A 24,980-nucleotide genomic window follows, 5' to 3' on the forward strand; every position below is an offset into this window, starting at 1 on the left:
GAAGGGGTGTGCGTGTCAGATTCAGCTTCTATGTCTTCCGGTATTGCCGCCCGCTATGCGACCGCGATGTTCGAACTTGCCCGCGATGCAAAGTCCATTGACGCGGTCGAGGGCGATCTGGATGCCCTTGAAGGCGCGTTGAACATCAGCGATGACCTGAGTGTTCTTATCCGCTCTCCGTTGTATTCGCGCGACGCCCAGGGCAGCGCGATTGACGCGATTGCCACCAAAATGGGCCTTGGCGATCTGGTCGGCAATACCCTGCGCCTGATGGCGGCCAAGCGCCGCCTGTTTGTCCTGCCTCAGCTGATTACCGCCCTGCGCGGGTTGATCGCTTACGAAAAGGGCGAAGTCACAGCCGATGTGCGCAGCGCCAAGGAACTCAAGCCTGCGCAACGTGACGCGCTGGCCGCCAAGCTGAAAGCCAGCATTGGCAAAGATGTTAAGATCAACACGACCGTGGATGAAAACCTCATCGGCGGTCTTGTCGTCAAAGTGGGATCGAAAATGATCGACACGTCGATCCGATCCAAACTCGCAGCCCTTCAGAACACCATGAAAGAGGTCGGATAATGGCAATCCAGGCAGCCGAGATTTCGGCGATCCTCAAGGACCAGATCAAGAATTTCGGACAAGAAGCCGAGGTGGCCGAAGTTGGCCGCGTGCTGTCCGTTGGCGACGGGATCGCCCGGGTTTATGGCCTTGATAACGTACAGGCCGGTGAAATGGTCGAATTTCCCGGTGGCATTCAGGGCATGGCCCTGAACCTGGAAAGCGACAACGTCGGTATCGTGATCTTCGGTTCTGACCAGGACATCAAGGAAGGCGACACCGTCAAGCGCACGAACTCGATCGTGGACGTGCCTGCCGGTGACGAACTGCTTGGTCGCGTCGTTGACGGCCTGGGCAACCCGATTGACGGCAAAGGCCCGATCAACACGAAAGAGCGTCGCCTGGCCGAACAAAAGGCCCCCGGCATCATCCCGCGTAAATCGGTGCATGAACCGATGGCGACCGGCCTGAAGGCCATCGACGCAATGATCCCGATTGGCCGTGGCCAGCGCGAACTGATCATCGGCGACCGTCAGACCGGCAAAACCGCCGTGGCGCTCGACACGATCCTGAACCAGAAGTCTTATAACGAGGCGGCTGGCGACGACGAAGACAAGAAGCTTTACTGCATCTATGTCGCCATCGGGCAAAAGCGTTCGACCGTGGCGCAGCTGGTGAAGAAACTGGAAGAATCCGGCGCGATTGACTATACCATTGTTGTCGCTGCGACCGCCTCGGATCCGGCCCCGCTGCAGTTCCTGGCGCCTTATTCCGCCACCGCAATGGCCGAGCATTTCCGTGACAATGGCCGCCACGCGCTGATCATCTATGATGACCTGTCCAAACAGGCCGTGTCTTACCGTCAGATGTCGCTGTTGCTGCGTCGTCCGCCGGGGCGTGAAGCCTATCCGGGTGACGTGTTCTATCTGCACTCGCGCCTGTTGGAGCGGTCTGCCAAGCTGAACGAAGACAACGGCGGCGGATCCCTGACGGCACTGCCGATCATCGAAACCCAGGGCGGCGACGTGTCGGCGTTTATTCCCACCAACGTGATTTCGATCACCGATGGTCAGATCTTCCTGGAGACCGAGCTGTTCTATCAAGGTATCCGCCCGGCTGTGAACACCGGTCTGTCGGTGTCGCGTGTGGGGTCATCCGCCCAGACCAACGCGATGAAATCCGTCGCTGGACCGGTCAAGCTGGAACTGGCGCAGTACCGCGAAATGGCCGCTTTTGCGCAGTTCGGGTCCGACCTGGACGCCGCCACCCAGCGCCTGCTGAACCGTGGTGCGCGCCTGACCGAGCTGATGAAACAGCCGCAGTATTCGCCGCTGACCAATGCCGAGATTGTGGCCGTCATCTATGCCGGTACACACGGGTATCTTGATGATCTGCCACTGGGTGATGTTGGCCGCTTCGAGGCTGGATTGCTCAACCACCTGCGTGGCAATGCCTCGGATGTGCTGGACATGATCACCAACGATGATCCCAAGATCAAAGGCGATGCCGAAGACAAACTGAAAGCCGCCATCGACGCATTCGCCGGCGACTTTTCGTAAGGGGGCGGGCAGATGCCAAACCTCAAGGACCTGAAAAACCGGATCGACACGGTCAAGTCGACCCGCAAGATCACCAAGGCGATGCAAATGGTCGCCGCGGCGAAACTGCGCCGCGCGCAGGAGGCTGCCGAAATGGCACGCCCCTATGCCGAGCGTATGTCGGCCGTGATGGGTGGTCTGACACAATCGGTCGGCGATTCGGATTCGGCCCCCAAGCTGTTGGCCGGAACCGGCAGCGATCAGACCCATCTGATCGTTGTTCTGACGGCCGAGCGTGGTCTGGCAGGTGGCTTCAACAGCTCGATCGCGAAACTGGCGCGCCTGCGGATTGAAAAACTGCTCGCCGCCGGGAAAACCGTTAAAATTCTGACGGTTGGCAAGAAGGGCCGGGAACAGCTGCGCCGCGATTATGGCGAGATGTTCGTGCATCACGTTGACCTGAGCGAGGTCAAGCGCGTCGGTTACGCCAACGCGCGCGAGATTGCGCAGGACATCCTTGGCCGGTTTGAGGCTGGTGAATTTGACGTCGCCACGATGTTCTTCAACACCTTCCAGAACGTCGTGACGCAAATCCCGACCGAAACCCAGATCATCCCCGCGGTGTTCGAGGGTGAGGCCGACACAACCGTCTATGATTACGAACCCGGCGAGGGTGAGATTCTGTCCGACCTTCTGCCGCGTGGCGTTGCCACGCAGCTGTTCACCGCGCTGCTGGAAAACGGCGCGTCCGAACAAGGGGCCCGGATGAGCGCGATGGACAACGCAACCCGCAACGCGGGCGAGATGATCGACAAGCTGACGATCCAGTACAACCGGACCCGTCAGGCTGTCATCACCAACGAACTGATCGAGATTATTTCGGGCGCGGAAGCGCTCTGACGAACCGGAGAACAACGACATGGCTAACACCGGAAAAATCACCCAGGTCATCGGCGCCGTCGTCGACGTACAGTTCGACGGCGATCTGCCGGCGATTCTGAACGCGCTGGAAACCGACAATCAGGGCAAGCGCCTGATACTGGAAGTGGCTCAGCACCTGGGCGAAAACACCGTGCGTTCGATCGCGATGGATGCGACCGAAGGTCTGGTGCGTGGTGGTTCGGTTTCTGACACCGGCGCACCGATCTCGATGCCCGTTGGCAGTGCAACCCTGGGACGTATCCTGAACGTCGTGGGTGAGCCTGTGGACGAAAAAGGCGACGTGAAAGCGACCGAACGGCGCGGCATTCACGGCAAGGCGCCGGAATTCTCCGACCAGTCGACCGAAACCGAGATTCTGACCACGGGCATCAAGGTTATCGACCTGCTGGCCCCCTATACCAAGGGCGGCAAGATCGGCCTGTTCGGCGGTGCCGGCGTGGGCAAAACGGTTCTGATCATGGAACTGATCAACAACATCGCCAAAGTGCACTCGGGCGTGTCGGTTTTCGCCGGCGTGGGTGAGCGGACGCGGGAAGGCAACGACCTGTATCACGAGATGATCGAGGGCGGCGTTATCGTTCCCGACAACCTCGAAGAATCTAAGATCGCGCTGGTTTACGGTCAGATGAACGAGCCTCCGGGTGCACGGATGCGGGTGGCCCTGTCGGGCCTGACCCTGGCCGAGCAGTTCCGCGATGACACCGGGTCGGACGTGCTGTTCTTTGTCGACAACATTTTCCGCTTTACCCAGGCCGGTTCCGAAGTTTCGGCACTTCTGGGCCGTATCCCGTCGGCCGTGGGCTATCAGCCGACGCTGGCCACCGACATGGGTGCGATGCAGGAACGAATCTCGTCCACCAAATCGGGGTCCATCACCTCGGTGCAGGCCGTCTATGTGCCTGCGGATGACCTGACCGACCCCGCACCTGCAACGTCTTTCGCGCACCTTGACGCGACCACGGTTCTGGACCGGGCAATCTCGGAAAAAGGCATCTACCCGGCGGTGGACCCACTGGGATCAACCTCGCGTCTGCTGGACCCGCTGGTCATCGGGGAAGAGCATTACAAGGTTGCCACCGACGTGCAGCAGGTGCTTCAGCGCTATAAATCACTGCAGGACATCATCGCCATCCTCGGCATGGACGAACTCAGCGAAGAAGACAAATTGGCCGTGGCGCGCGCCCGCAAGATCGAGCGTTTCCTCAGCCAGCCGTTCGACGTCGCGCAGGTCTTCACCGGTTCGCCCGGCATCCAGGTGCCGCTGGAAGACACCATCGCCTCGTTCAAGGCGGTTGTGGCGGGTGAATACGACCACCTGCCGGAAGCGGCCTTCTATATGGTTGGCGGTATCGAGGATGTGAAAGCCAAGGCCGAGAAACTGGCCGCCGACGCGGCTTGATCGACTGAATAGGAGAGGCCGCAATGGCTGACACGATGCAATTCGATCTGGTCTCGCCCGAGCGTCTTCTGGCCTCGGTGCAGGCCACGGCGGTGCGTATTCCGGGGTCCGAAGGTGACTTTACCGCCTTGCCCCTGCACGCACCGACCATCACGACCTTGCGGCCCGGCATCCTGTCGGTGGACAGCGCCGAGGGGACCGAGGATTTCGTGGTCACCGGCGGATTTGCCGAGATCACCGCCGAAAGCTGCTCGGTCCTGGCCGAAAATGCGGTGAAACGGGCGGATGCGACGGCAGAGTTTCTGGAAGCGGCGCTGGAACAGGCGCGGGCAAGTCAGAGCGGCGCTGAAGGTGCAGCTGCTGATGCGGCCAACAAACTGGTCGCGGACCTGGAGGCGATCAACGCTTCGGCCTGATAGCCCACACTTGAACAGTACGAAACGGCGGGGCAATGCCCCGCCGTTTTCGTTTGTTTGGAGTAGTGGGAAGGGGTTGCTGGTCAGTCGGTTTTTTTCGGATCGGAGCGGACGTTGGCGATCAAACGACAAGCCGGGTGAGCGCCTGACCGGGGGTAGGCGATGCAACTTGCTTGTGTGGCAATTTATGGTTCAGCGGTAACTTTAAGATACGAAGGTTTCGCGACCCATCGAAATCGCCTGCCCGCGGGACGGTCAGGCGATCGCCCGGCGCCCTTGCGGGCTTGATTCCGGGCGCAGAAGTGGGCGGTGCCAACATCCACTTCAGGCCAAAACCTTCAATGCCCGTTGTAAAGGCCCTCGTAAATCGGACCCAGCGCGGCGTGGTCGAACAGGGAGCTGACCGATGTGCCGCTCCAGGTGTTCAGGATCGCCTGTGCGAACATCGGCGCCGTTGGCACAATGCGGATGTTGGGGGCTTTCAGCACCGGCTCGGTCGGCTCATTCGTGTCGGTGATCACAAGGTACTTCATCACCGAGTTTGATACCCTCTCAACCGCAGGGCCGCTCAGCACGCCGTGGGTGATATAGGAATGCACTTCAAAGGCGCCGTTTTCGACCAGAACCTCGGCAGCTTTGCAAAGCGTACCGGCGGTATCGACGATATCGTCCACGATGATGCAGGTGCGGTCCTTGACGTCACCGATCACCGTCATCTCGGCAATCTCGCCGGGTTTGCCGCGCCGCTTGTCGACAATGGACAGCGGTGCGCCGATCCGCTGCGCCAGATCGCGCGCGCGGGCCACGCCGCCAACATCGGGCGAGACGACCATCACCTCGTCCAGACGCCCTTTGAAGTGGTGCAGAACATCCAGCGCAAACACCGGCGCGGCATAAAGGTTATCAACCGGGATATCGAAGAACCCCTGGATCTGCGTGGCGTGCAGGTCGAGGGTCAGGATCCGCTCAATCCCCGCTTCGACCATCATGTTTGCGACCAGCTTGGCGGTGATCGGCGTGCGCGCCTTGGAACGGCGATCCTGTCGCGCGTAACCGAAATAGGGGATCACGGCTGTGATCCGCGCCGCCGATGATCGGCGCAGCGCGTCTGCGATAATCAGCAGTTCCATCAGGTTGTCATTGGCCGGGTTCGACGTTGACTGGATCACATACATGTCTTCGCCGCGCACATTCTCGTAGACTTCGACGAAAATCTCACCATCGTTGAACCGTTCGACCCGCGCGTCGACCAGGTTGACGGCCATGCCGCGATGCATCGACATCCGGCGCGCCACGGCGGTGGCAAGCGGTCGGTTGGCGTTTCCGGAAATAAGCTTGGGTTCGGTCAGGCTGGGCATCAGGTCAGGGTCCCTGGCATAGGTCCGATTCTACGTCACGTCACCCGTGACGTTGACACCGCTTATCATGTGGATACGGTCACGCAAACCAAAACGGGCGAGTGTTTTCAGATGTCACATATCGACTACTATTTCTCACCGATTTCGCCGTTCACATATCTTGCGGGACCGCGCTTTCAGGCGGTGGTGGACCGGCACGGCGTAGATGTAACGTACAGACCGCTCGACATCGGGGCCCTGTTCGCGCGCACCGGCGGCACCGCCCCGGCTGAGCGGCATGAAAGCCGCAAGGAATACCGCCTGCAAGAGCTTCGCCGACAGGCGATCGTTGCCGGCCTGCCATTGACCCCGATGCCCGCGCATTTTCCTACCAATCAGGCGCCTGCGTCCTATGCGATCATCGCAGCACAAGCGGCGGGCGGCGGCGATCTGGGCGGGTTGGTGCATGGGCTGGGCCGGGCTTGCTGGGCCGAAGACAAGGACATTGCCGATGATGCGGTGATCCGCGCGGCCTTGTCTGACGCGGGTTTTGCGCCGTCGTTGGCAGACAGCGGGCTTCTGGCCGGGGCCGAGGCCTACGCCCGAAACCTGGAAGATGCCGTCAGCGCCGGTGCATTCGGCGCACCGTTTTGGATCACCGACACGGATCAACGGTTCTGGGGCCAGGACCGTATCGCCGATCTGGACGCGCATCTGTCGGGCAAGCTCTAGCCGCAGCGCTTCACCCGGTATTGACCCGGCGCGGCGCGTCATTCCGGGGCGATGATTTCGTGCAGCGCCGGGCTTGCCTATCTGTTGCGCCTTGTGACAGCTTGGCCAGAACAGGAGGCACCTTCATGACCTGCGTATTTGTTCAACTGCGTTGCAATCCCGGCAAGACCTATGAGGTCGCGCAGGAAATATACCTGCGCGAGATTGTGTCCGAACTGTATTCAACATCCGGCGATTTCGACCTGCTGGCGAAAATCTACATCCCCGAGGGCGAGGATGTCGGCGTGTTCATCAACCAGCGGCTGCTGGACGTGCCCGGTATTGCGCGGTCCCTGACGACGATGACTTTCAAGGCGCTACACAGCGGTTAGGGCCCCCTCCCTCCCGGTCGGTCAAGGCCTGCGCAACATTCGGCCAGCTAATCCAGCGACGGGCAAAGCCCGGCTTCGGTGCCGCAGGGAACCGCGCTGCACAGCGACAATTTGCGGCGGCAGAGCCGTTTCGCCTTAGGTTCGATTCTGGAAATCCGTTGCCCAAGCGCCACGGCAGGCGATTCACCACCTATCCAAGGCGGGCATGGTGTTTCTCAGCCCCGGTTGCTGCGCTATTGCTTGTCTCAGCAGGCTTTTCTTGGGGGCCATTGGTGAGAATTCTGGGCCGAACTGGCATTTTTCGGACGTTGTCCCGCGTTTGCGCGGCATCTGTCGTGCCTGTTCTTGTGGTTTTTTTCGCCGTCATGACCACGACAGCCGCTTCTGCGCAGCAGGATATCGGCGCAGTTGCTGCGGGCGATCTTCTGGATATTCCGCTTGATCCCCCTGCCGGAGAGCTGGCGGCAGAGGTGGATGGCATCGATGTGTCGGACGCGCTGCGTGTGGATGGCGGCAATCTGTCGCTTCGCCTGTTCACGCCGTTGGAGCCGGGCACGCATGAGCTGGTGATCTATTCGATCAGCGGTCAGGATTTTCTGATTGTCGGTACATTCACATTCCGCAGCTTCGGCGTTTCGGAATGGGACGGCAGCGGATTGGCCGTCTCGGCCGAGCACAAGATCGGTGTGCGCACGCTGAACGACGACACAACCGAATTCGCCGAAAGCGCGGGTGAGTTTCAGTATTCGACGGTCAACGGGGGTCTGCGTGTCGGTGCGGATTATCTGGCGACGACGGTGGTCGAGGATCAGCTGACCGACAATGCCGTCGATATCGGCGAATATTATGTTGAGCTGCATCGCCCCGGCGACATGTTCGATATGACCGCGCGCATCGGCCATCAGAGCCTGGATTTCGATGATGTCGCGGTGTCAGACATCGCGCGCCGGGGGTTGGGCGTATATCTGGCCACGCCGGGCGATCGCTTTTCGCTGGGTGTTTTTGCGACGCAATCGATCGAAAGCCTGGGCGTCGATAATTTTCTGGGACTTGATGAGGAAGACGACCGCATGTTCGGGGCGACCGCCTCGCTCCGGCCGTTTTCAAGCAATGATTTCCGGATCAGCGTGACCGGTGCCGAGGCGCGTGGCACAGCCGAAGGCGGGCTGACCGTCGGGGCGGGGGATGCGGTCTCACTGTCCGCGGACGGGTCGTTCAATGACGGGCGCGGGCGCTTTGCCTTTGGTGGCGGCATCGCAAACTGGGACGAAGATGCCGAAGGCGGCCTGTTCACCGAAGACACCGGAGAGGCGATCCTAGCCAGCCTCGACTATGACATTCTGGATGGGACCGAGGGGTCGTCGCTGACAGCCGGGATATACTATGACCGGGTCGAACAGGGCTTTTTCACCCTGACCAATCCCAGCATGCCCAGTGGTCAGGAAAACATCATTCTGAGCACCGATTATGCGGGCGAGGCTTTGCAGCTGACCACCTCGCTTGAACAACAGACAACGAACGTCGGCGGGCTGCCGACGGTCGAGGTTGAAGAATACACGACGCTGGATATCTCGGGCTCTTACGGCACGGGCGAGGTTGGCGCCGCCGACTTCAGCTTTGGCGTGATTGGAATCACCAAACGCCGGGTGCCAACGCCGCTGGTTGCAGCGCTGCCAGAAGATTTTGACAGCGTCGAAGCCTATGTCGGTGTCGATCTTCCGGGCGAGCATTTCAGCTGGGGGCTGACCTATGCCTATCTTGGCATCGACGATCTGTCGGTGCTGAACGATGATCTGACGACACATTCCGTGGAAGCCCGCGCCGCACTTCTGGGGGATGGCGGCGGCAGTGCGGATGCGACTGTGATCGTCACCCAGACAGATGACCTGTTTGGTGAATTCGTCGATGCCGAGGCGATTCTGGGCTTCACCGCACCCATCGGGGACAGCGACTGGACGCTGACCGGCGAAGCGGCCTGGCAGGATTTCGGCGACCCGTCGCTGGAAGATGGCGCCTTGCTTAGCGCTGATCTGGCATGGGCATTCCGTCCGTCAGCGGAAATGGTGTTTTCTGTCGGTTATTCCACCGGTTCGCTGGCAACCGAGACAACCGACGACGAAGAATGGTATGTTGGGTTCATGTTGAGGGCGCGTACAGATGTTTTCAGATAGATCGGGACTAGTGAACCGGGTGCTGGCCGCCCTTATCGCCTGCGTCGCGATGCTGTCATTTGCGACACTGGCCCAGGCTGACGTCACCCAGGTGAACGCCAACCCGGACACGGTGCGCATCAACACGTCGGGCACCGCGCTCGTCTCGGTGCGCTGGGATGTCGAGATTGACTATCTTCCGGCAGGTCCGGTGACGGTGTCATCCTCAGCCGGGACACTTGTCGTCGATGGTATGACCGTCCCGGCACCCGGTGGCGTGCTGTCTCGCACGGTGAACTATTCAGGCTCTGGTCCGCTGGTGATTACCTTCCGTGACCGGTTCCGGATCAGCCGGACCCATGCCAAACAGATCGGCGATGGCGCGCCCGCTGAATACAGCCGCACATTCGTCGATATGTCGGCCTATCCTGGCGGCGATGATGTGGACATTGTTGCGCGGGGCGGCGGCGGCGCAATCTCGCTGCGTGATATCTCGTTGCTGTTCGATGATGACACGCAGTTCCGCAGCATCCCGCAAAACGCCTCGATCACCGCACGGGCGGTTGCCTCGACCGCAGGCGAAGGGCGCATTGATGCCAGCTGGGAGGTCGCAGGCCCAGACGGCGGCCAGTTCCGCCCGATCGCGCGGGTGCGTCAGGTGCTGGCCGGATCGCGCCGCACGGTCTTTGAAAGCCCGCCCCTGCCGACCAGCCGGGCGGGCAACTACATCGTGCGTTTTGCCACGCAGCAGAATTTTTCCGGCACGGCCGACATTGATGAGATCCGCTATGTCGTCACACCGGGCGGGGCCGCGGTTCCGCTGACGCTGATCACCCCAAGGGCAGGTGAAAGCGCCAGCGCCGGTACGCCGTTCCGCTGGAGCCAGGTTGCCGGTGCCGCGTCGTATCGCGTGGAATTCCGCGAAGGCGGGGCCGGGGGCGTCGGAAATGGTGCGCGTATCGCGGCCGTTGATCTGCGCGCGACGCAAACCCGCCTGAAGCCATTCACGCTGGCGCGCATTCGCGACCGCACCCCGGTGTTCTGGCGTGTGGTGGCCTTTGACGGCGACGGTAATGTCCTGTCCGCATCACCTGCACGCCAGCTTGGTGGCGGCTCCAGATCTCAGAGCAACAACTAGGCATGGGCACAATGGCCGTCGATCACAGCTTTCTGCTTGAACAGATCGCCGGTGGCGACCAGGCGGCCTATACCGCGTTTTACCGTGACCTGGAAAAACCTGTTTTTCGATTTATCCGCTCGAAATTGAACGATCAGCACGAAGCCAGCGACAAACTTCACGAGGTTTTCATGGAAGTCTGGCGCTCGGCAGGAAAATTCGAGGGCCGCAGTTCCGTCAAGACCTGGTTGTTTGGAATCGCCTACAGGAAGACGATGGATGCATTCAGGAAGAAAGGACGGCTCGATCTGATGAGCGAGCCGCCCGAACAGGCGGATGAAGGTCCCGACGCGGCTGCATGTCTTGCGGCCAGTCAGGAAGCGGCACATGTGCGTGACTGCCTTGAAGAACTCAAGCCCGCGCATCGCGCGGCGGTTCAGATGGCCTTCTATGACGATATGACCTACGGTCAGATCGCCGAAGTACAGGAGGTGCCGGAAGGCACCATCAAGACCCGGGTATTTCACGCCAAGAAACTGTTGCTCAGCTGTCTTCAGGGCCGCATCGGAAGGGCTGCATAATGGCTGAGACAGGATTGAACGAACGAGACGAGGTTGAGGCGCTTCTGCCCTTCCTTGCCAATGACACGCTTGACGGAGAAGAGCGTGCCCGGGTCGAGGCCGCCGTGGCCGCCGATGCAGAACTGGCCGTGCAATTGCGCGCCCTGCGCAGGATCAGATCTGAGGTAAAGGCCGAGGCACTCGACTGGTCCCCCGGAGAGATGGGTCTGGCGAAACTTCTGCGAGAGATCGACGCCCAGGCGTCGGACGCGGTGCCGCAAGCGGACCAGACGTCTGATGACTCCCGGCCCCCGCGGCTGACGCTGCACGACGCGGTATCAGGCCCGACGTCATCGACGGTCACGTAAACCCGGGCAGCGCCGGCACCGGCCAACACAAACACGCGCCTGCGGATCTGGCAGGTCGCGGCGGCGGTGGCCATAGCCGCTTTCGCGGCGCAATCGCTGTTCGTCTGGACCGGAAGCGGCACAGGCCCGGATGTTGAACTGGCCAGCGGCGATGCAACAGCCGTGGTTGGCGAGGGCCGCCTGCGGGTTGCCTTCCAGCCAACCGCCCCGGAAGCCGAGATCCGTGCGCTGCTGCTGGATAAGAATCTGGTGATTGTCGACGGACCGTCGGCGCTGGGCCTCTATACACTCGCCGTAGAGGACGCAGCGGTCGATGATGCGCTTGCGGTGTTGTTGTCCAGCCAATCCCTGGTCGAAACAGTGAGTGTAGGACAATGAACAAGCTGCTGCGGTCGCTGGTGATCCTGGGCGCGATGGCCCTGCCGCATCTGGCCGAGGCGCAGAACACCACGACCTATCCGAATAACTATGGCGCGACGCGGTGCATCCGCCCCGGCGGGACGGTGACCTTCACGGGCAATTTCACCCCGTCACAGCAGGGGCAGATCGTGATCGGCACCCAGCCGCGCCCGCGGGCGCTGACAATCCTAAGCTGGCGGTCAAATCGGGTCCGGGCGCGGATTCCGACGCAGGGCGTCAACCCCGGCGATCAGTATCTGGTGCAATGGATCAATAACCAGCAGGTGCAGGGCACCATGGGGCTTGCCAGCATTTGCCGCGCCGGGGCCGAACGTGGCGATCCGGCTTCGGGTCAGACCGCAACGCCCAACGGCCCGCGTGAGCGTGCAGCCCGCGACGAGGTTCCGGCGCCTGATGGCTATCCTGAATATGTGGTGTCGGTGCCGCAGGGCCAGGCCAATGCTGCGGCCAACGCACTTCAGCAGGCAGGTGCCGCATTGCTGCGCACCCGCGCCTTGCCGTCACTCGGGCGCAGCCTTCTGATCTTGCAGTTGCCGCCGGGCATGGGGCAGGCTGGCGCACAGGGCATTTTGGATCAGGCCGCCCCGGCGGCGCGTATCGACACTCATATGGTCTATGGTTTTGCGCAGGGCGCGCGGACTTTTGCACCGCAGTTGATCGGTGATCCGGTGGGGGCGCGGTGCAATCTTGGCCGTGCGGTTCGGGTCGGCGTGATTGATGGCCCGATTAATCCCGGCGCACTTGGCGGCGCATCGGTGACCAGCCACACCACCCTTATCGCAGGGGAAAAGGGCGTCGGATCCGAGCATGGCACAGCCGTTGCGGCCCTGATTGCCGCCCCAAGCGGCGGCTTTGCCCCGGGCGCGCGCCTTCTGGCGGTCAACGCGTTCTCGCGCGAGACGCGTGGCGAAGGCGGGCGGCTTGAGAATATCGCCGCCGGGCTGGACTGGCTGGCAGATCAAAACGCCGAGGTGGTGAACATGAGTTTTGCCGGTCGCACCAACGCGGCCTTTTCCGACGTTCTGGGGGCCTCATCCCGGCAGGGAATGGTGCTGATCGCGGCAGTTGGAAACACCGGCAAGATGACTAACGCCTATCCCGCAGCCGCTGGGCCTGTGATCGCCGTCACCGCAGTGGATGCGGCCAGCAGGCTGTACCGCAGCGCCAGCACGGGCGGGCATGTTGAATTGTCGGCACCGGGCGTCGATGTCTTCGCCGCTGGCGGGTTCCGCACCGGCACCAGCTTTGCTGCCCCCATCGTGACCGCCCTCGCCGCGCGGCTTCGGGCACGCGGCGAGGGCGCAGGCGCAATTCGCGGCCAATTGCGTCAGGGCGTCACAGATCTGGGCGCGTCCGGGCGCGATGCGAAATTCGGCTTTGGATTGGTCCGCTCACCCGGTTGCTGAAGCGTGCGTGAGCGGGCGGTATCGGGACGCCTCTGCAATCGTCCAACAGACCAAATCCCGCTAGACCGCAGCCTGTTTCAGCCCGTCGCAGAACAGGACGCTGCCGCTATCCACGGATCACCGCGACGAAGCGGTCAATCTGCTGCGGGTCGCTGGACCAGTCACAGACGATCCGGCAGCCAAGCGGCGTTTCATCGGGCACCGCCGATGGATCGCCGTGAACCTCGTAAATCGCGCCCGCAGCCAGCGCCCGGCGATGCAGGGCCGCTGGCATGGTTGCGAAGATCATATTCGCCTGCGGCTCCGGGTTGAATGTGACACCGGGAACGCCTGACAACCCCTCGACAAGCCGGGCTGCCGCGCCATTGGCCCGGCGCGCCAGGTCCAGCCAAAGGTCATCACCCAGATACGTCAGCATCTGCGCGGCCATAAACCGGCTTTTGGAGGCCAGAATCCCGGCGCGCTTTCGGCGCAACTCAAACTCCCAGGCGTGTTTGGGGTCGAAGAAGACGGTGGCTTCGACGCCCAGACAACCGTTTTTTGTACCCCCGAGGCTTAGCGCATCAACGCCAGCCCGCCAGGTCATCTGTGCGGGCGTACAGCCAAGCGCCACCAGGGCATTGGCAAACCGCGCGCCGTCCATGTGCAGTGGCTGGCCGAAATCGCGCGCCACGGCAGAAATTTCGGCGATCTGGTCCAGCGCATAGACCCGCCCCAGATCGGTGACCTGCGTGATCGAGACCGGGCCTTGCTGTGCATTGTGATGGCCGTGCGGGGCGGCATTCTCCATCACATTGCGCAGGGCAACAGGGTCCAGAAAATCGCCCGCATTCACCTTGGTAATCCGCGCCCCGCCGGTGAAATGCTCGACCGCGTTGCATTCATCTTCGCGGATATGGGAATGCTCGGCGGCGTAGATCTCTTGCCAGGGGTCGGACAACGTCGCCAGGATAAGCGCGTTTGCTGCGGTGCCGGTGGGGACAAGGAAAATGATCGCCTCGGGCGCCTCGAAAATGTCGCGTATCCGGTCCTGCAACTGTCCGCTCAGCGGATCACTGCCGTAGGAGGGCATATATCCCGTGTTCGCATTTGCCAGCGCGTCGATAATTGCCGGATGCGCCGGGCCGGTGTGGTCGGATGCAAAGTTCATGTTCCGGGCTCCTCAATCACATAGTCTTCCCAATCGTCTTCGGGCACGTCGAATTCACTGACGGTGATGCCCTGTACCGAGACGCCGGCATCATGGACGGTCTGCGGGTCGCCCGAGATCAGCGGGTGCCAGTCGGGCAGTGCCTTACCTTCGTGCAGCAGGCGATAGGCGCAGGCCTGCGGCATCCAATAGGCGCTTTCGCCGATGTTCTGGGGCGTCAGAACAACGCATTCCGACACGAAGACCTTGCGCTGTTCATAATGCGCGCAGCGGCAAGTGGTGTCATCCAGCAGGCGGCAGGCGACGCGGGTGAAAGCCACTTCGGCGGTGTCTTCGTCTTCCAGCTTGTTCAGGCAGCATTTGCCACAGCCATCGCACAGCGCCTCCCACTCGCGTGGGGAGAGGTTTTGCAGGGGAACACGCTCCCAAAATCGGTCACGCAGGCCGTCGCGGTGGATCGGATCGGTCATCGGGTGAGTGCGGCGCGTGCCGCTGCGCTGTCGGCGTCCATCTGCGCGATCAGGGCGGGCAGGTCATCGAACCTGGCTTCGGGGCGGAGGTATCTGACCAGCCCGACCGAGATCTGGGCGCCATAGAGGTCACCCGAGAAATCGAAGATGAAGGTTTCCAAATTCGGCACATCGCCGTCGAACATCGGGCGGATGCCCAACGAGGCGACGCCGTCGTATTCACCGCTGTGGGGACCGTCGAAAACCTCGACCCAAACGGCGTAGACGCCGAATTTCGGCGGGTGCAGCCCGGCGATCGAGATGTTGGCGGTGGGGTATCCCAATTCGCGCCCGCGCTTTTCGCCGTGCAGCACCGGGCCTTCGATGCGGTGGATGTGGCCCAGCATTTCCGTGGCAACCTCGGGGTGACCATCGCTCAGCGCGCGGCGAATACGGGTCGAGCTGACTTCGCCTGTTTCGGTGGACAGCAGCGGGGCGATGGTGACGTCGATGCCTGCCGCGTGGCACAGGCGGTTAAGGTCGGCAGCGGTGCCAAGGCGGCCCTTGCCAAAGCAGAAATCCGCACCGACCACGACGTGCGACAGGCCAAGGCCGTCGGCCAGAACTTCGGCCACGAAACGTTCAGGCGTCAGTTCCGTGATGCTTGCATCGAACGGCAATTCAAACAGGACGTCGACGCCAAGTTTCTCAAGCCGGTGCGCCCGTGCGGCGGCATTCATCAGGCGGAATGGCGGGGCGTCGGGGGCGAAGAATTCGCGCGGGTGCGGCTCGAACGTCAGAACGCCCAGTGGGGCGTCGGTGTTGCGCGCAAGGTCCAGCACCGACTGGTGGCCCAGATGCACGCCGTCGAAATTGCCGATGGCAATGCTCGCCCCCCGGTGGGATGGGTCAACTTGATCTAAGGCCCGGACAATCCGCATTCGCTTCGGATATGCGCAGGCCCGTTGGGGTGCAAGCGGTCAGTCGAACTTGGCCGAGGGGGCCAGCACCAGCGCTTCGCCCTTCAGGACCGGTTTGCCATCGACCAGACAGACACATTCCAGTGTCACGCGACGCCGTGCATAGTTGATGTCGGCCACTGTGACGGTCGTGTGGACCATGTCGCCGGGGCGCACCGGGGCGAGGAATTTCAGCGATTGGCCCAGATAGACCGCACCATGACCGGGGAGTTGTTCGCCGATCACTGCCGAAATCAGCGCCGCCGTCAGCATCCCATGCGCGATGCGGCCCTGAAAAATCGTGTCCTGCGCATAGTCATCGTCCATATGCACCGGATTACGGTCGGTCGAGACCTCTGCAAACAGCTCAATATCGCGGTCGGTGACGACCTTTTCGAGGAAACGGCTCATGCCGATTTCCATATCTTCGATGCAGATCGTCTGAGCGGGCATATTGTCGAGCATGATGCGAATCTCTGAGTCGGGACAGTAATTTAAGTGCGTAGTGTGGATAATATGTAAAATTTAATTACTTTGCAAGCGCAGAAAAGAATGGCGCAAGATTGTTGCTGCAATTAAGAAAAGCGCGGTTTGCGCCAATACAGGTTTAGAAGACTTGATGGGTGGAGAGGGCCTGAAGCGGACGTTGGCGATGCGCAGAACAAGTCGGGCGATCGCCTGACCGGGGGTAGGCGATGCAACGGAGGTGTGTGGCAATTTATGGTTCAGCGATAACTCCAATACACGAAGGTTCCACTGCACATCGAAATCGCCTGCCCGCGGGACGGTCAGGCGATCGCCCGGCGCCCTCACGGGCTTGACTCCGGGCGAAAAACTGGACGGTTCAAAGGTCCGTTTCAGGCTGATTCTGTTGAAAAACAACGTGTTTCGGTCGCAGAAAGAGGCCCTCAGAACTCAGTGTAAGTGCCTTTCTGCTCAGGCATTTCTTGGATGCTGCGGTGCAGGAAAGAGCTTGGCCAGTTTGCGGAGGTTCTGGGCAGTTGCGGCGAGGATGAATTCGTCATTTGCGCCACAGGGGCCACGTAATCGGAGCCGCCCCAGACCGAGAATGCGTTTGAGGTGGGCGAAGAGCATCTCGACCTTCTTCCTGAGCTTCACCGAGACCTTGTACTGGGGTGTCTTGGCGATGGCAGGTGCGACATCCCGGGCGTCTTCATGTTCTTCGCGGGTGATCTTGCGGGCATCGCAGTGACACGCCCTGGCGTCTGGCCTATGTCTGAACGCGCCCGAGCGGGGACACATGTCGGAAAGTCGTTGGCCATTGCGCAAGATCATGAACACGTCGCAACGCTTCGATCCAAGCCTTCCGGCCCTTGGCGCTGCACTGGCCGTCGTCTGCGCAGCAGCTTGGATCCGGATGAACGGCACATGATGTTTGTCGTCACAGGGATGCTCGAACGTTGGGGCAACGCGGATGTCAGCAGCCTTGGCCTGTTTGAGCTTTGGTTTTCGGCTGATTGTGTTGAAAAACTCCGTTTTAGGGCCTGAACGATGATTTTTCTTTCCATGCAGCCCGATCCTAAATTTTTGGCGCGGGGGTCGGCCCAAATCGCCTACATGCGCTCACGCGCAGCCATGCGCTGTCTCGTGGTCAAAGCTTTCCGACTATTTCGCTTCATAGGTTTTCGCAAGAAATCCGCGACGCTCTGATTTCGGAGTTTTTCAACACAATCGGCTGAAACCTCGCCGTTGAATCCGCGCCAGAGCGACGGATTCTATGTTTATGGCGAAGCGCCGGTTCTATTCGTCGCGTTGGTGTCGCGCATTGTCGGCGCCTCAGATTGGCAGGAGATCCTTATCCTTGCGCGGACGATGACGGCAATTCTGGATGCTTCCACGGTGCTTGCTGTTTTCATGCTAGGCTGGTCCTTGGTCAGGTCCGTTCCAGCCGCACTTGCCGCGGCGATCCTTTATGCGGCAGCGCCTACGGCATTGCAGCTTTCGAATTTCTTCACAGTCGATGCGTGGTTGACCGCGACTGTCGCATGGTCCCTGTTTGCCCTGGACAGGCTTGCCGGTCAGGCAGACATCCGAAAGGCCTCGCTTGCTGGTGCGACTGTGGGCGCTGCCGTTGCCATGAAGGCAACCGCAGCAGTCATGCTTGCACCCGCAGTGGTTACCATTGCGCTCGTTTCAGCCCGGATCGGCTATCGTGCCGCTGCCCGCGTTGCCCTGATACTGGCCATCTGCGCCTTCCTGGCATTCAGGGTGTTCAATCCCTTCGCTTTCGCCGGGCCTGGACCGCTGGGGCTGGCGATGTCCGAGGCGTTCCTCGGCAATTTTCTGGAACTTGTGGCCATAACACTGGATCCGCACCATCCCCCGAATTGGAGCTGGCTGCATCTGTACAGCAGTCTGGATTTCTTGCGCGACTTCGCGGTCTTCGGTTCCGGGCCGCTGCTAGCTATGGCAATACTCCTGTTATCCTGCCAGGTGATGCGCGGCACATTGGGGAAAGCGGCATTCACCCAGCTTCTTGTTCCGGCGACGGCCGCCATCGCATTCATCACCACAACGATCGCCGCCGAAGTGGCCCCGCTGCGTTATGCTGCCCCAGCCATTCCGGTAATGGCCGTCCTGGTGACTGTTTCCCTGGCTAGGATGCGAGCCCCCGTGGTTTTGGGTGCAGTGCTTCTGGCTGTATGGTGGGGTGCGGGAACGGTTGCCCTGCATGACGGCAACCATCCCCGCATCAAAGCTGCCCACTGGCTTTGGCTACTTCCGCGCGGCACGGCCATCGCAAACGAAACGGCCTGGGACGAGGAATTGCCAGTCATCATCCGTCTGCCCGGTGAAAGTTTCGCTCGCTGGCCGACGTACGATGGCCACTTCGAGCTGATCAAGCTCGACATTCTCGATCCGGACGCCCGTGAAAAGGCAACCAGACTGGCTCGCGCACTTTCCGGGGCGGACTATGTCGCGGTCTCGTCCGGGCGCCAACGTGAGGTCATCCCTCATATGACCGAAACCTACCCGATGACAGCCGCATACTATCGAATTCTGAGCGATGGCATAGGCGCCGCTAAAGCGTTTCGTCTTGAACCTGAATCGCGAGGGATTCCCTTGAGACCTGATCTGTGATTCATCCTGTTTGGGAGGATGGATCATGTCAGCACCTTTGCCATCTGCGCTTCGGATACGGTTTCAGAGATACATTGAAGAAGGGTTGAGCGGGCGCGCGGCGGCGTTGCGGTTGAAGCTGTCGCCTGCCACAGGCGCGCGGTGGGCGCGTCAGGTGAGGATGAAGGGTCATGCGGAACCTGCCCGGCAGGGACCGCCGCGCGGCAAGGGAAAGCTGGCTCCGCATCGGGAATTCTTTGAGGAGTTGATCGCACAAGACCCTGACATCACGCTCTTTGAGTTGCGTAATGCGCTGGCCGATGCAGAGGGTGTGCGGGTGCATCACTCCTCCATCGCCAACCTTCTGTCCCGGCTCGGCTTCACGTACAAAAAAAGTCGCTGGTCGCAACCGAGCGCCGCCGCGCCAAGGTAAGGCAGCAACGGGCCGACTGGTTCAGATACCGCTCGCCAGCCATTGCGACCTTTCCTGAGCGCGTTGTCTTTATTGACGAAACCGCAGTGAAGACAAACCTCACGCGCCTACGCGGCAGAGCCAAGCGCGGTAAGCGCCTGACGATGGATGCGCCCTTCGGAAGCTGGGGAACCCAAACCTTGATCGCGGGCCTGACCCAAGGCGCGCTGATCGCACCTTGGGTCATCAAGGGAGCGATAGATGGCCCCGCCTTCGCGGCCTACATCCGCGAAGTGCTGGTCCCCGAGATCAACCCCGGCACTGTCGTCATTCTCGACAACCTGGCAACCCACCGGAATAAGGAGGCGACGCAGGCTTTACGCAATCACGGCTGCTGGTTCCTTTACCTGCCACCGTACTCGCCCGACCTGAATCCCATCGAGCAGGCCTTCTCTAAACTGAAAGCCCATTTGCGACGGATCGGGGCCAGGTCCTTTACCCAGGTCTTCGAAGCAATCGGAGCAATCTGCGATCTCTACGACCCAGTAGAATGCTGGAACTACTTTAAGGCCGCCGGATATGTCTCAGGTTAATGTCGAAACGCTTTAGGGTCACCATCAGCAGCGCTGTTGCCAATGGAAAAACTGTCAGATGCATGAACTCGAATGTTCCAGGGCTGGTGGCGATGGTGGCCGCAAGAATGATAATCCGGGCAAGGTTGAAAGCCTGAATCGCAACCACCCCTGCAAGTAACCATCGGATTGCTGCCCTGGTAGGGCGCGGACCTTTCCAGACCATCGCCAGTACGAGCCACGCCGCCAATAGCCCATGGCCGTCGCAGACCTCGGTCACCTTAACCGCCAATGGCCATCAATGGCGCGCAGTTCGGCGCCGGATCGCAAGACGTCAAGACCGCCAATCGTCAAAAATTGGCCGGCGAAAAAGGCCAACGCGGACGCAAGTGCTTCGAAAGCGATCTGCGAGGGCCCATTGGAAACCAATACGAGCAAAATCGCCAAAACAACGAAAGACCAGAGCATTGATCTGCTTGTAGTGCGGGCCAGGTTCAACGGCTAGAACCTGAAGTGTACCTGCGCGCGTGCATCGTATCCCGCGCGCCCGTCTTCGTTGAAGTTCGCGCCAATACCCGCTTCGATTTCGTGACTGGGCCCCGATAAAGCTACCCCGAATCCAAGACGCAGGTGTGTTTCCTCCTGGTCGGGATCAAAGACACCGGGTGGCAACAGGCTTTCACCGCTGAAATCATGGCGCAGATCGGCCTCGATAAATGGCGAACCACCATTCATGGTGTCAGTGAAATCGGTCCGGCTTGCCAGAACCAAAGATGAGGATTCAAAGGACGACGCTGCCACCGCTCCGCCGCCGTTTTCTACATAGCCGTCATTGTCTTGCTTAACATGCCGCAGGCCAAACCCAAGTGTTGTTTGCGTAGATGCGCCATGCAGAAGTGCTTCCACGGTAAGGTCGGCGAAGATGCGCTCGGCACCGAAGGAGCCTGTTATTGCGCCCGCACTACGCGAAAAGTCGTAATCTAGATCCAACCGTCCAAGAACCAGCGTTACATAGACATCATCGGCAAGCTGATGGTCAAAGCCCAGCGTGAAGCCGCGGCCTTCGGATTCCAGCGTGCCGCTGTTGAAGGGTGTTGTACCGTCACCGTCCTCGAAGATCAGACCACCGAATATCTGCGATCCGGGCGCGGTCCGATAGGTCAGCACCAGCGCGCCCGCCGCCATGTCGTAATCCAGATCGTCGGTATCCTCGATTGCGCGGAAACTTGCATCTGCAAATACCGAGAAGGTTGGCCCAACAGCTGATCCGGAAAGACCGGTCAGATCCCCCTGCCCATCATTTCTGGTTACCCCGGGGCTGAATGAGAATTCTGACGCTGGTTCACGATCGTCCGGGCGAAGCTTGCGCAATGCGCTTTTTACATCGCGCACCAGAATATCGGTCGACGCCTCGGAGAGTTCATCCGTCACCGACGTTGTTGAACCCGGCACGTTGCGCGCCTCGGCCGGAAGGGATGCAACAACAATGAAAGCGGCGATCAGCGCGGAAAAAAACCACCCGGAGCTGCTGCGCAGCAATTGCCAATAAGTCTGCATCTCGCGTCCCATCTCGTGCGACCCTACTCGAACCCGTGCGCATATCAATGAGATTTGCCGATTTTACCGATTCTGCGGCGCAGATCGAACAGGTCTGTCACAGCATGAGCACAAAAAACAGTCAGACGCGGTACATTGAGGGTCGAAGTGCCAGATTCGCGCTTTAGGTGAGTCACCGTCACCTCACGGGTTACGTGGGGGAAGTTCCGCAGCATGATCAGGGCAATTAGAACCGACGGAATCCAGCAGTTCTGCCTGATCAGCGGCTTGAAACGGTTCCAGGCGCTGCGCCTGACCAGCTTATAAGGGACGCCTGCGTCGCGTGGCGCTGCCGAAAACATCAGACCTATTAACAACCGCATCAGCCGGGTTATGACTAGCCTGTGGGCTGGATCTTGTCGCGGCTTCCGTATGCCGAGCAGGGCATCCAACCCGTCGTTTTGGAAGCTGGTCAGATGGTTCCCGAATTCGTCCAGTCGGATCTGCCGATCACTATCAAGCAGCAGAAAAATCTCGCCCACGGCCTCCTGAAGCCCGCGCATGACAGCAGCACCGTGGCCGCTGTTTTCCTGGCTGACAACGCGCACGCGCGAATCTTTTGCTGCAATCCCGGCAAGCAGTTCTGCGGTCGCATCTGTCGACCCATCGTCGATGACCAGCAGTTCGACCGAAGGCTGGGCCGCAAAGATATGCTGTTTCACATCTACAACGGCCCCGACAATACTGCCTTCTTCATTGTATGCAGGCATGATCACCGATAGCAGAACCCGCCTATCCCGGCGTCGCAGAGGTGAATTCTCTGTCAATGTGTCTGCTCCGATCCTGACTTACTCACGTGCCGTTTGATTCACGTGCCGCGCCAAGCGAATGGTCGCGTTGTCTTCTACTAGATGAAGACGTCTACTTTAGGTTAGCGCATGGGTCCATGGTTCGGCCTAGTCCATTCCCGCAGGCCGCTGTCTAGACCTGCATCGTACATCTGATGCTTCATTCCTTGAACTTTTGCGCCTAGAAGGACTGCAAGGCCGTCGCTGTCAATCTGCGCGCGTTTTGCGCGGCCGCAACCGCTGATCAGGCCGCTGCCCAGATCGATGCGTTTGAGAAAAAATGGGCCGGGAAACGCGTTTCGATTGGGCCGGCATTGCGGCGAGCATGGCAAGAAGTTATCCCTTTCTTTGCCTTCGATCCAGCAATCCCAAAGATCGTCCGTACGACCAACGCCGTGAAATAAAATGGGAAATCCGCAAATCGATCAAGACCCGGAATTCGTCACCACCGACGACCTGGCAACCAAGCTTATCTGCCTCGCAATCTGCAACTTTTTTAAAGGATCGACGGAATGTCCGAGTGTGGCATGCTGCCCGCAACCAATCTGCTATCGGTTTCGAGGAGCGCTTCTGTGCGTGAATCCATCTGAAACCCGAAAGGTCAGGGCCAGAAACACAGACTTCATGACACTCCCCAAAGGCGGCGTTGTGCTGACGACGGTCCTGAGGCGGCGCAGAATGATTGCTGGACCTAATTTTCTTTATTGCCCGCTGATTACCTCACAGCCTTCCTGCTACACGTCTGCAGCGAACTTCCGTTTCCGCCCGAGGTATTTTCCGCCGCAAGTGCAGCCTTGTAAAAGCAGACATTGGATGAAAAATCTCCAAGGTCGGCTCCGTCCGGATAGTGTTGAAAAAGTCGGTGTTTGAGCGTCTGGTGGTCGAAGCCCGAAGAGTCTTGGCTATCTCTTTCAGCCTGTTGGTTGCGGTTCTGGGATAAGTTTGGCGATCTTTCTGAGGTTTTGAGCTGTGGCTGCGAGCTGGAACTGTTCGTATGCGCCTTTTGGTCCTCTCAGCCGCATCGTCGGCACGCCAATGTATCGTTTCAGATGAGCGAAGAGCATCTCGACTTTCCGCCTTTGGATGAACGAGGTAATGTATGCGGATGTCGCGGGCGACATCTCGGGCCGCTTCGTGGACGGATCGCATCACGCGTCGCCCCGGATCACCTGGGCAGCATTGCGGTTTGATCGGGCACGCATCGCAATCGTGTTTTGATGCGCGGTATCTGATGAACCCGTCTTTGCCACCGTTGGGCCTTCGCGGTTTGGAGAAGTTCCGGCGATATGTTCGCAGTTCTTTGTTGCCAGGGCATGTGTAGCTGTCAGTTGTCGGGTCGTACCTAAAGTCTTCGCGTGAGAATGTGCCGTCCGTCCGCTTGGATTTATCCCACACCGGGATGTGCGGAGCTATGCCGCGCTCTTCGACCAACCAGCCCAGCATCTCCGCTGATCCGTAACCCGTATCGCCAACCAGCTTATCTGGTGTCATATCAAAGCGATCCGTAATCCGGTCGATCATACGCCGCGCGGCAAAAGCCTCAGCAGTTCGGATCGGCAAGGCTGGCATCGACGCCGAAGCTCTCCCCGCCAACCAAGCCCTCATCAATGCAGCGCTGCAATACTGTCTCGAAGAGCTGCCGGAACAAACCGCTCTCCCGGAAACGCCCGTGGCGGTTCTTCGAGAAGGTTGAATGGTCCGGCACCGGGTCGGTCAGATCAAGGCGGCAGAACCACCGATACGCCAGATTGACATGAACTTCCTCACAAAGTCGCCGTTCGGACCGAATGCCTTGGCAATAGCCCAACAACAACATCCGGATCATCAGCTCAGGGTCAATCGAAGGGCGACCGTGAGAGCTGTAGGTGGGTGCCAAAAGCGGACGGACATCCGACAAATCGAGGAAGCAATCAATGCTGCGCAACGCATGATCCGCAGGCACAAACTCTTCAATCGAGAACTCGTAAAACAGCGCGCCCTGCGCCACCTGCTTCGGTCCCATCATTGCCGCACCTCCACTCTTAAAACGAGTGAATCAGCGCCAGACCAACCAAGCAACGGACTTTTTCAACACTATCCGGACGAAGCAGACACGGAGCCGCGCAAACAGGCCGGACACATGACTGCTTCTGACAAATGCACAAATCAGATCAAAAATGTCTTGCTATGCAGGAGCCATCCACACAGGTCATTCGCTGCGGCTGCATCAATGGCTGCTATTGAAGACGCTTGTGTTCCTTACTTCTCTGCAATGGCGTCAATTTCCAAAAGCCAACCATCTTCAAACATCCCGGCCAAGACAACCGTCAACGCAAAGGTGTGCCCCCCGAGCATCTCCATCCGAACGTCACGATTCTCATTCCGGTACTTGCGGTCCACAAGGAAAGTGGTGGCCTTAACGATGTTCTCCGCGTCCATATCAGCAGCACGCAGTTGGGCAAGAATGTTCTTCCATACGGCTTCAGCCTGTCCTCTAAATGTGTCAGGAAGCGTCCCGTCAGCGCGAACCGGGGCTTGACCGCTCACATAGACCCGCCTCAACGTATCCTTGACTTCAAGTGCCTGAACATAAGCGCCGAAGACACCTGCTCCATCTTCTGCATTAATCCGTTTGATCGCCATGTTCGGTTGCGCTCCTTGCTTCAAAACTCGTGTGTTTGGACAT

The 24,980-nt window shown here is 60.0% G+C and carries 25 protein-coding genes and 2 pseudogenes; 16 read left to right on the forward strand and 11 right to left on the reverse strand.

The window, feature by feature from the left end:
* The first annotated feature begins 6 nt into the window (after positions 1-6).
* The 5 genes from GKR99_13700 to GKR99_13720 are packed head-to-tail and all read left to right on the forward strand — an operon-like array spanning position 7 to position 4,847.
* Entirely contained in the window at positions 7-573 is a 567-nt protein-coding gene (locus GKR99_13700) for a F0F1 ATP synthase subunit delta (protein NKB28540.1), read from the forward strand.
* A complete protein-coding gene (locus GKR99_13705) occupies positions 573-2,111 on the forward strand; it encodes a F0F1 ATP synthase subunit alpha (GenBank protein ID NKB28541.1) in 1,539 nt (512 codons plus the stop codon). The genes GKR99_13700 and GKR99_13705 overlap by 1 nt, the downstream gene beginning before the upstream one ends.
* Positions 2,112-2,123: 12 nt before the next feature.
* Entirely contained in the window at positions 2,124-2,990 is an 867-nt protein-coding gene (locus GKR99_13710) for a F0F1 ATP synthase subunit gamma (GenBank protein ID NKB28542.1), read from the forward strand.
* A 19-nt stretch (positions 2,991-3,009) separates the two neighbouring features.
* Positions 3,010-4,431 carry a F0F1 ATP synthase subunit beta gene (gene atpD / locus GKR99_13715; protein ID NKB28543.1) on the forward strand — a complete coding sequence of 474 codons (1,422 nt, stop codon included), beginning with the start codon at positions 3,010-3,012 and terminating at the stop codon, positions 4,429-4,431.
* Positions 4,432-4,454: 23 nt separating this feature from the next.
* A complete protein-coding gene (locus GKR99_13720; protein NKB28544.1) occupies positions 4,455-4,847 on the forward strand; it encodes a F0F1 ATP synthase subunit epsilon in 393 nt (130 codons plus the stop codon).
* 338 nt (positions 4,848-5,185) lie between these two features.
* On the opposite strand, the gene prs is transcribed toward GKR99_13720, so the two are convergent.
* The gene (gene prs, locus GKR99_13725; GenBank protein NKB28545.1) at positions 5,186-6,205 is read right to left on the reverse strand and encodes a ribose-phosphate diphosphokinase; all 1,020 of its coding nucleotides are present in this window, start codon (positions 6,203-6,205) and stop codon (positions 5,186-5,188) included.
* A gap of 111 nt (positions 6,206-6,316) precedes the next feature.
* On the opposite strand from prs, the gene GKR99_13730 reads away from it, so the two are divergent.
* The 8 genes from GKR99_13730 (at position 6,317) to GKR99_13765 (ending at position 13,308) form a co-directional block, all read left to right on the forward strand.
* Positions 6,317-6,916, forward strand: coding sequence for a 2-hydroxychromene-2-carboxylate isomerase (locus GKR99_13730; protein NKB28546.1), 600 nt, complete (start codon positions 6,317-6,319; stop codon positions 6,914-6,916).
* Positions 6,917-7,041: 125 nt separating this feature from the next.
* Positions 7,042-7,287: an Lrp/AsnC family transcriptional regulator gene (locus tag GKR99_13735; GenBank protein NKB28547.1), complete on the forward strand. Its 246-nt coding sequence runs from the start codon at positions 7,042-7,044 to the stop codon at positions 7,285-7,287.
* Between the two features lie 365 nt (positions 7,288-7,652).
* A complete protein-coding gene (locus GKR99_13740; GenBank protein ID NKB28548.1) occupies positions 7,653-9,458 on the forward strand; it encodes a hypothetical protein in 1,806 nt (601 codons plus the stop codon).
* A complete protein-coding gene (locus GKR99_13745; protein NKB28549.1) occupies positions 9,445-10,575 on the forward strand; it encodes a hypothetical protein in 1,131 nt (376 codons plus the stop codon). The genes GKR99_13740 and GKR99_13745 overlap by 14 nt, the downstream gene beginning before the upstream one ends.
* Before the next feature lie 2 nt (positions 10,576-10,577).
* Positions 10,578-11,135 (forward strand): sigma-70 family RNA polymerase sigma factor, encoded by a 558-nt coding sequence (locus tag GKR99_13750; protein NKB28550.1) that lies wholly within the window; start codon positions 10,578-10,580, stop codon positions 11,133-11,135.
* Positions 11,135-11,482 (forward strand): hypothetical protein, encoded by a 348-nt coding sequence (locus tag GKR99_13755; protein ID NKB28551.1) that lies wholly within the window; start codon positions 11,135-11,137, stop codon positions 11,480-11,482. Before GKR99_13750 ends, GKR99_13755 begins: the two co-directional genes overlap by 1 nt.
* A gap of 66 nt (positions 11,483-11,548) precedes the next feature.
* Positions 11,549-11,860 (forward strand): hypothetical protein, encoded by a 312-nt coding sequence (locus GKR99_13760; GenBank protein NKB28552.1) that lies wholly within the window; start codon positions 11,549-11,551, stop codon positions 11,858-11,860.
* The gene (locus GKR99_13765; GenBank protein NKB28553.1) at positions 11,857-13,308 is read left to right on the forward strand and encodes a S8 family serine peptidase; all 1,452 of its coding nucleotides are present in this window, start codon (positions 11,857-11,859) and stop codon (positions 13,306-13,308) included. Before GKR99_13760 ends, GKR99_13765 begins: the two co-directional genes overlap by 4 nt.
* A 106-nt stretch (positions 13,309-13,414) precedes the next feature.
* Here the strand turns inward: GKR99_13765 and GKR99_13770 are convergent, their stop codons facing one another.
* From GKR99_13770 to GKR99_13790, 5 genes and pseudogenes are all read right to left on the reverse strand, one after another.
* Positions 13,415-14,458 (reverse strand): low specificity L-threonine aldolase, encoded by a 1,044-nt coding sequence (locus GKR99_13770; protein ID NKB28554.1) that lies wholly within the window; start codon positions 14,456-14,458, stop codon positions 13,415-13,417.
* Positions 14,455-14,928, reverse strand: coding sequence for a YcgN family cysteine cluster protein (locus tag GKR99_13775; protein ID NKB28555.1), 474 nt, complete (start codon positions 14,926-14,928; stop codon positions 14,455-14,457). Before GKR99_13775 ends, GKR99_13770 begins: the two co-directional genes overlap by 4 nt.
* Positions 14,925-15,848 carry a bifunctional riboflavin kinase/FAD synthetase gene (locus tag GKR99_13780; protein ID NKB28556.1) on the reverse strand — a complete coding sequence of 308 codons (924 nt, stop codon included), beginning with the start codon at positions 15,846-15,848 and terminating at the stop codon, positions 14,925-14,927. The genes GKR99_13775 and GKR99_13780 overlap by 4 nt, the downstream gene beginning before the upstream one ends.
* 39 nt (positions 15,849-15,887) lie before the next feature.
* Entirely contained in the window at positions 15,888-16,331 is a 444-nt protein-coding gene (locus GKR99_13785; protein ID NKB28557.1) for a (R)-hydratase, read from the reverse strand.
* A gap of 471 nt (positions 16,332-16,802) precedes the next feature.
* Positions 16,803-17,090: pseudogene (locus GKR99_13790) on the reverse strand (IS5/IS1182 family transposase).
* Positions 17,091-17,576: 486 nt separating this feature from the next.
* Here GKR99_13790 and GKR99_13795 point away from each other — a divergent pair.
* Both GKR99_13795 and GKR99_13800 read left to right on the forward strand, forming a co-directional pair.
* Positions 17,577-18,968: a hypothetical protein gene (locus tag GKR99_13795; protein ID NKB28558.1), complete on the forward strand. Its 1,392-nt coding sequence runs from the start codon at positions 17,577-17,579 to the stop codon at positions 18,966-18,968.
* A 25-nt stretch (positions 18,969-18,993) separates the two neighbouring features.
* A protein-coding gene (locus GKR99_13800; GenBank protein ID NKB28559.1) for an IS630 family transposase occupies positions 18,994-19,952 on the forward strand; the annotation gives its coding sequence in 2 pieces (ribosomal slippage) (positions 18,994-19,335 and positions 19,338-19,952; 957 coding nt in all).
* Here GKR99_13800 and GKR99_13805 read toward each other — a convergent pair.
* From GKR99_13805 to GKR99_13815, 3 genes are all read right to left on the reverse strand, one after another.
* The gene (locus GKR99_13805) at positions 19,924-20,223 is read right to left on the reverse strand and encodes a hypothetical protein (protein ID NKB28560.1); all 300 of its coding nucleotides are present in this window, start codon (positions 20,221-20,223) and stop codon (positions 19,924-19,926) included. The two genes, GKR99_13800 and GKR99_13805, sit on opposite strands and share 29 nt — an antisense overlap.
* A 209-nt stretch (positions 20,224-20,432) precedes the next feature.
* Entirely contained in the window at positions 20,433-21,500 is a 1,068-nt protein-coding gene (locus GKR99_13810; GenBank protein NKB28561.1) for a hypothetical protein, read from the reverse strand.
* Positions 21,501-21,532: 32 nt separating this feature from the next.
* Positions 21,533-22,237 carry a glycosyltransferase gene (locus tag GKR99_13815; GenBank protein NKB28562.1) on the reverse strand — a complete coding sequence of 235 codons (705 nt, stop codon included), beginning with the start codon at positions 22,235-22,237 and terminating at the stop codon, positions 21,533-21,535.
* Positions 22,238-22,527: 290 nt separating this feature from the next.
* On the opposite strand from GKR99_13815, the gene GKR99_13820 reads away from it, so the two are divergent.
* On the forward strand, positions 22,528-22,719 hold the full coding sequence (locus GKR99_13820; GenBank protein ID NKB28563.1) for a hypothetical protein: 192 nt from the start codon (positions 22,528-22,530) through the stop codon (positions 22,717-22,719).
* A gap of 507 nt (positions 22,720-23,226) precedes the next feature.
* Here GKR99_13820 and GKR99_13825 read toward each other — a convergent pair.
* Positions 23,227-24,320: pseudogene (locus GKR99_13825) on the reverse strand (IS5/IS1182 family transposase).
* 233 nt (positions 24,321-24,553) lie between these two features.
* The gene (locus GKR99_13830; protein NKB28564.1) at positions 24,554-24,937 is read right to left on the reverse strand and encodes a RidA family protein; all 384 of its coding nucleotides are present in this window, start codon (positions 24,935-24,937) and stop codon (positions 24,554-24,556) included.
* Between the last annotated feature and the right edge of the window lie 43 nt (positions 24,938-24,980).

Source organism: Paracoccaceae bacterium (assembly GCA_012103375.1).
Taxonomy (GTDB): Bacteria; Pseudomonadota; Alphaproteobacteria; order Rhodobacterales; family Rhodobacteraceae; genus WLWX01.

Bases quoted from the DNA above. Each gene is read 5' to 3' on its own strand.
- GKR99_13710 (NKB28542.1), top strand. From the start codon at position 2,124: ATGCCAAACCTCAAGGACCTGAAAAACCGGATCGACACGGTCAAGTCG.
- GKR99_13750 (NKB28550.1), top strand. From the start codon at position 10,578: ATGGGCACAATGGCCGTCGATCACAGCTTTCTGCTTGAACAGATCGCC.
- GKR99_13780 (NKB28556.1), bottom strand. From the start codon at position 15,848: ATGCGGATTGTCCGGGCCTTAGATCAAGTTGACCCATCCCACCGGGGG.
- GKR99_13755 (NKB28551.1), top strand. From the start codon at position 11,135: ATGGCTGAGACAGGATTGAACGAACGAGACGAGGTTGAGGCGCTTCTG.
- atpD (NKB28543.1), top strand. From the start codon at position 3,010: ATGGCTAACACCGGAAAAATCACCCAGGTCATCGGCGCCGTCGTCGAC.
- GKR99_13765 (NKB28553.1), top strand. From the start codon at position 11,857: ATGAACAAGCTGCTGCGGTCGCTGGTGATCCTGGGCGCGATGGCCCTG.
- GKR99_13730 (NKB28546.1), top strand. From the start codon at position 6,317: ATGTCACATATCGACTACTATTTCTCACCGATTTCGCCGTTCACATAT.
- GKR99_13770 (NKB28554.1), bottom strand. From the start codon at position 14,458: ATGAACTTTGCATCCGACCACACCGGCCCGGCGCATCCGGCAATTATC.
- GKR99_13830 (NKB28564.1), bottom strand. From the start codon at position 24,937: ATGGCGATCAAACGGATTAATGCAGAAGATGGAGCAGGTGTCTTCGGC.
- GKR99_13785 (NKB28557.1), bottom strand. From the start codon at position 16,331: ATGCTCGACAATATGCCCGCTCAGACGATCTGCATCGAAGATATGGAA.
- GKR99_13740 (NKB28548.1), top strand. From the start codon at position 7,653: ATGACCACGACAGCCGCTTCTGCGCAGCAGGATATCGGCGCAGTTGCT.
- prs (NKB28545.1), bottom strand. From the start codon at position 6,205: ATGCCCAGCCTGACCGAACCCAAGCTTATTTCCGGAAACGCCAACCGA.
- GKR99_13775 (NKB28555.1), bottom strand. From the start codon at position 14,928: ATGACCGATCCGATCCACCGCGACGGCCTGCGTGACCGATTTTGGGAG.
- GKR99_13705 (NKB28541.1), top strand. From the start codon at position 573: ATGGCAATCCAGGCAGCCGAGATTTCGGCGATCCTCAAGGACCAGATC.
- GKR99_13720 (NKB28544.1), top strand. From the start codon at position 4,455: ATGGCTGACACGATGCAATTCGATCTGGTCTCGCCCGAGCGTCTTCTG.
- GKR99_13810 (NKB28561.1), bottom strand. From the start codon at position 21,500: ATGGGACGCGAGATGCAGACTTATTGGCAATTGCTGCGCAGCAGCTCC.
- GKR99_13815 (NKB28562.1), bottom strand. From the start codon at position 22,237: ATGCCTGCATACAATGAAGAAGGCAGTATTGTCGGGGCCGTTGTAGAT.
- GKR99_13745 (NKB28549.1), top strand. From the start codon at position 9,445: ATGTTTTCAGATAGATCGGGACTAGTGAACCGGGTGCTGGCCGCCCTT.
- GKR99_13735 (NKB28547.1), top strand. From the start codon at position 7,042: ATGACCTGCGTATTTGTTCAACTGCGTTGCAATCCCGGCAAGACCTAT.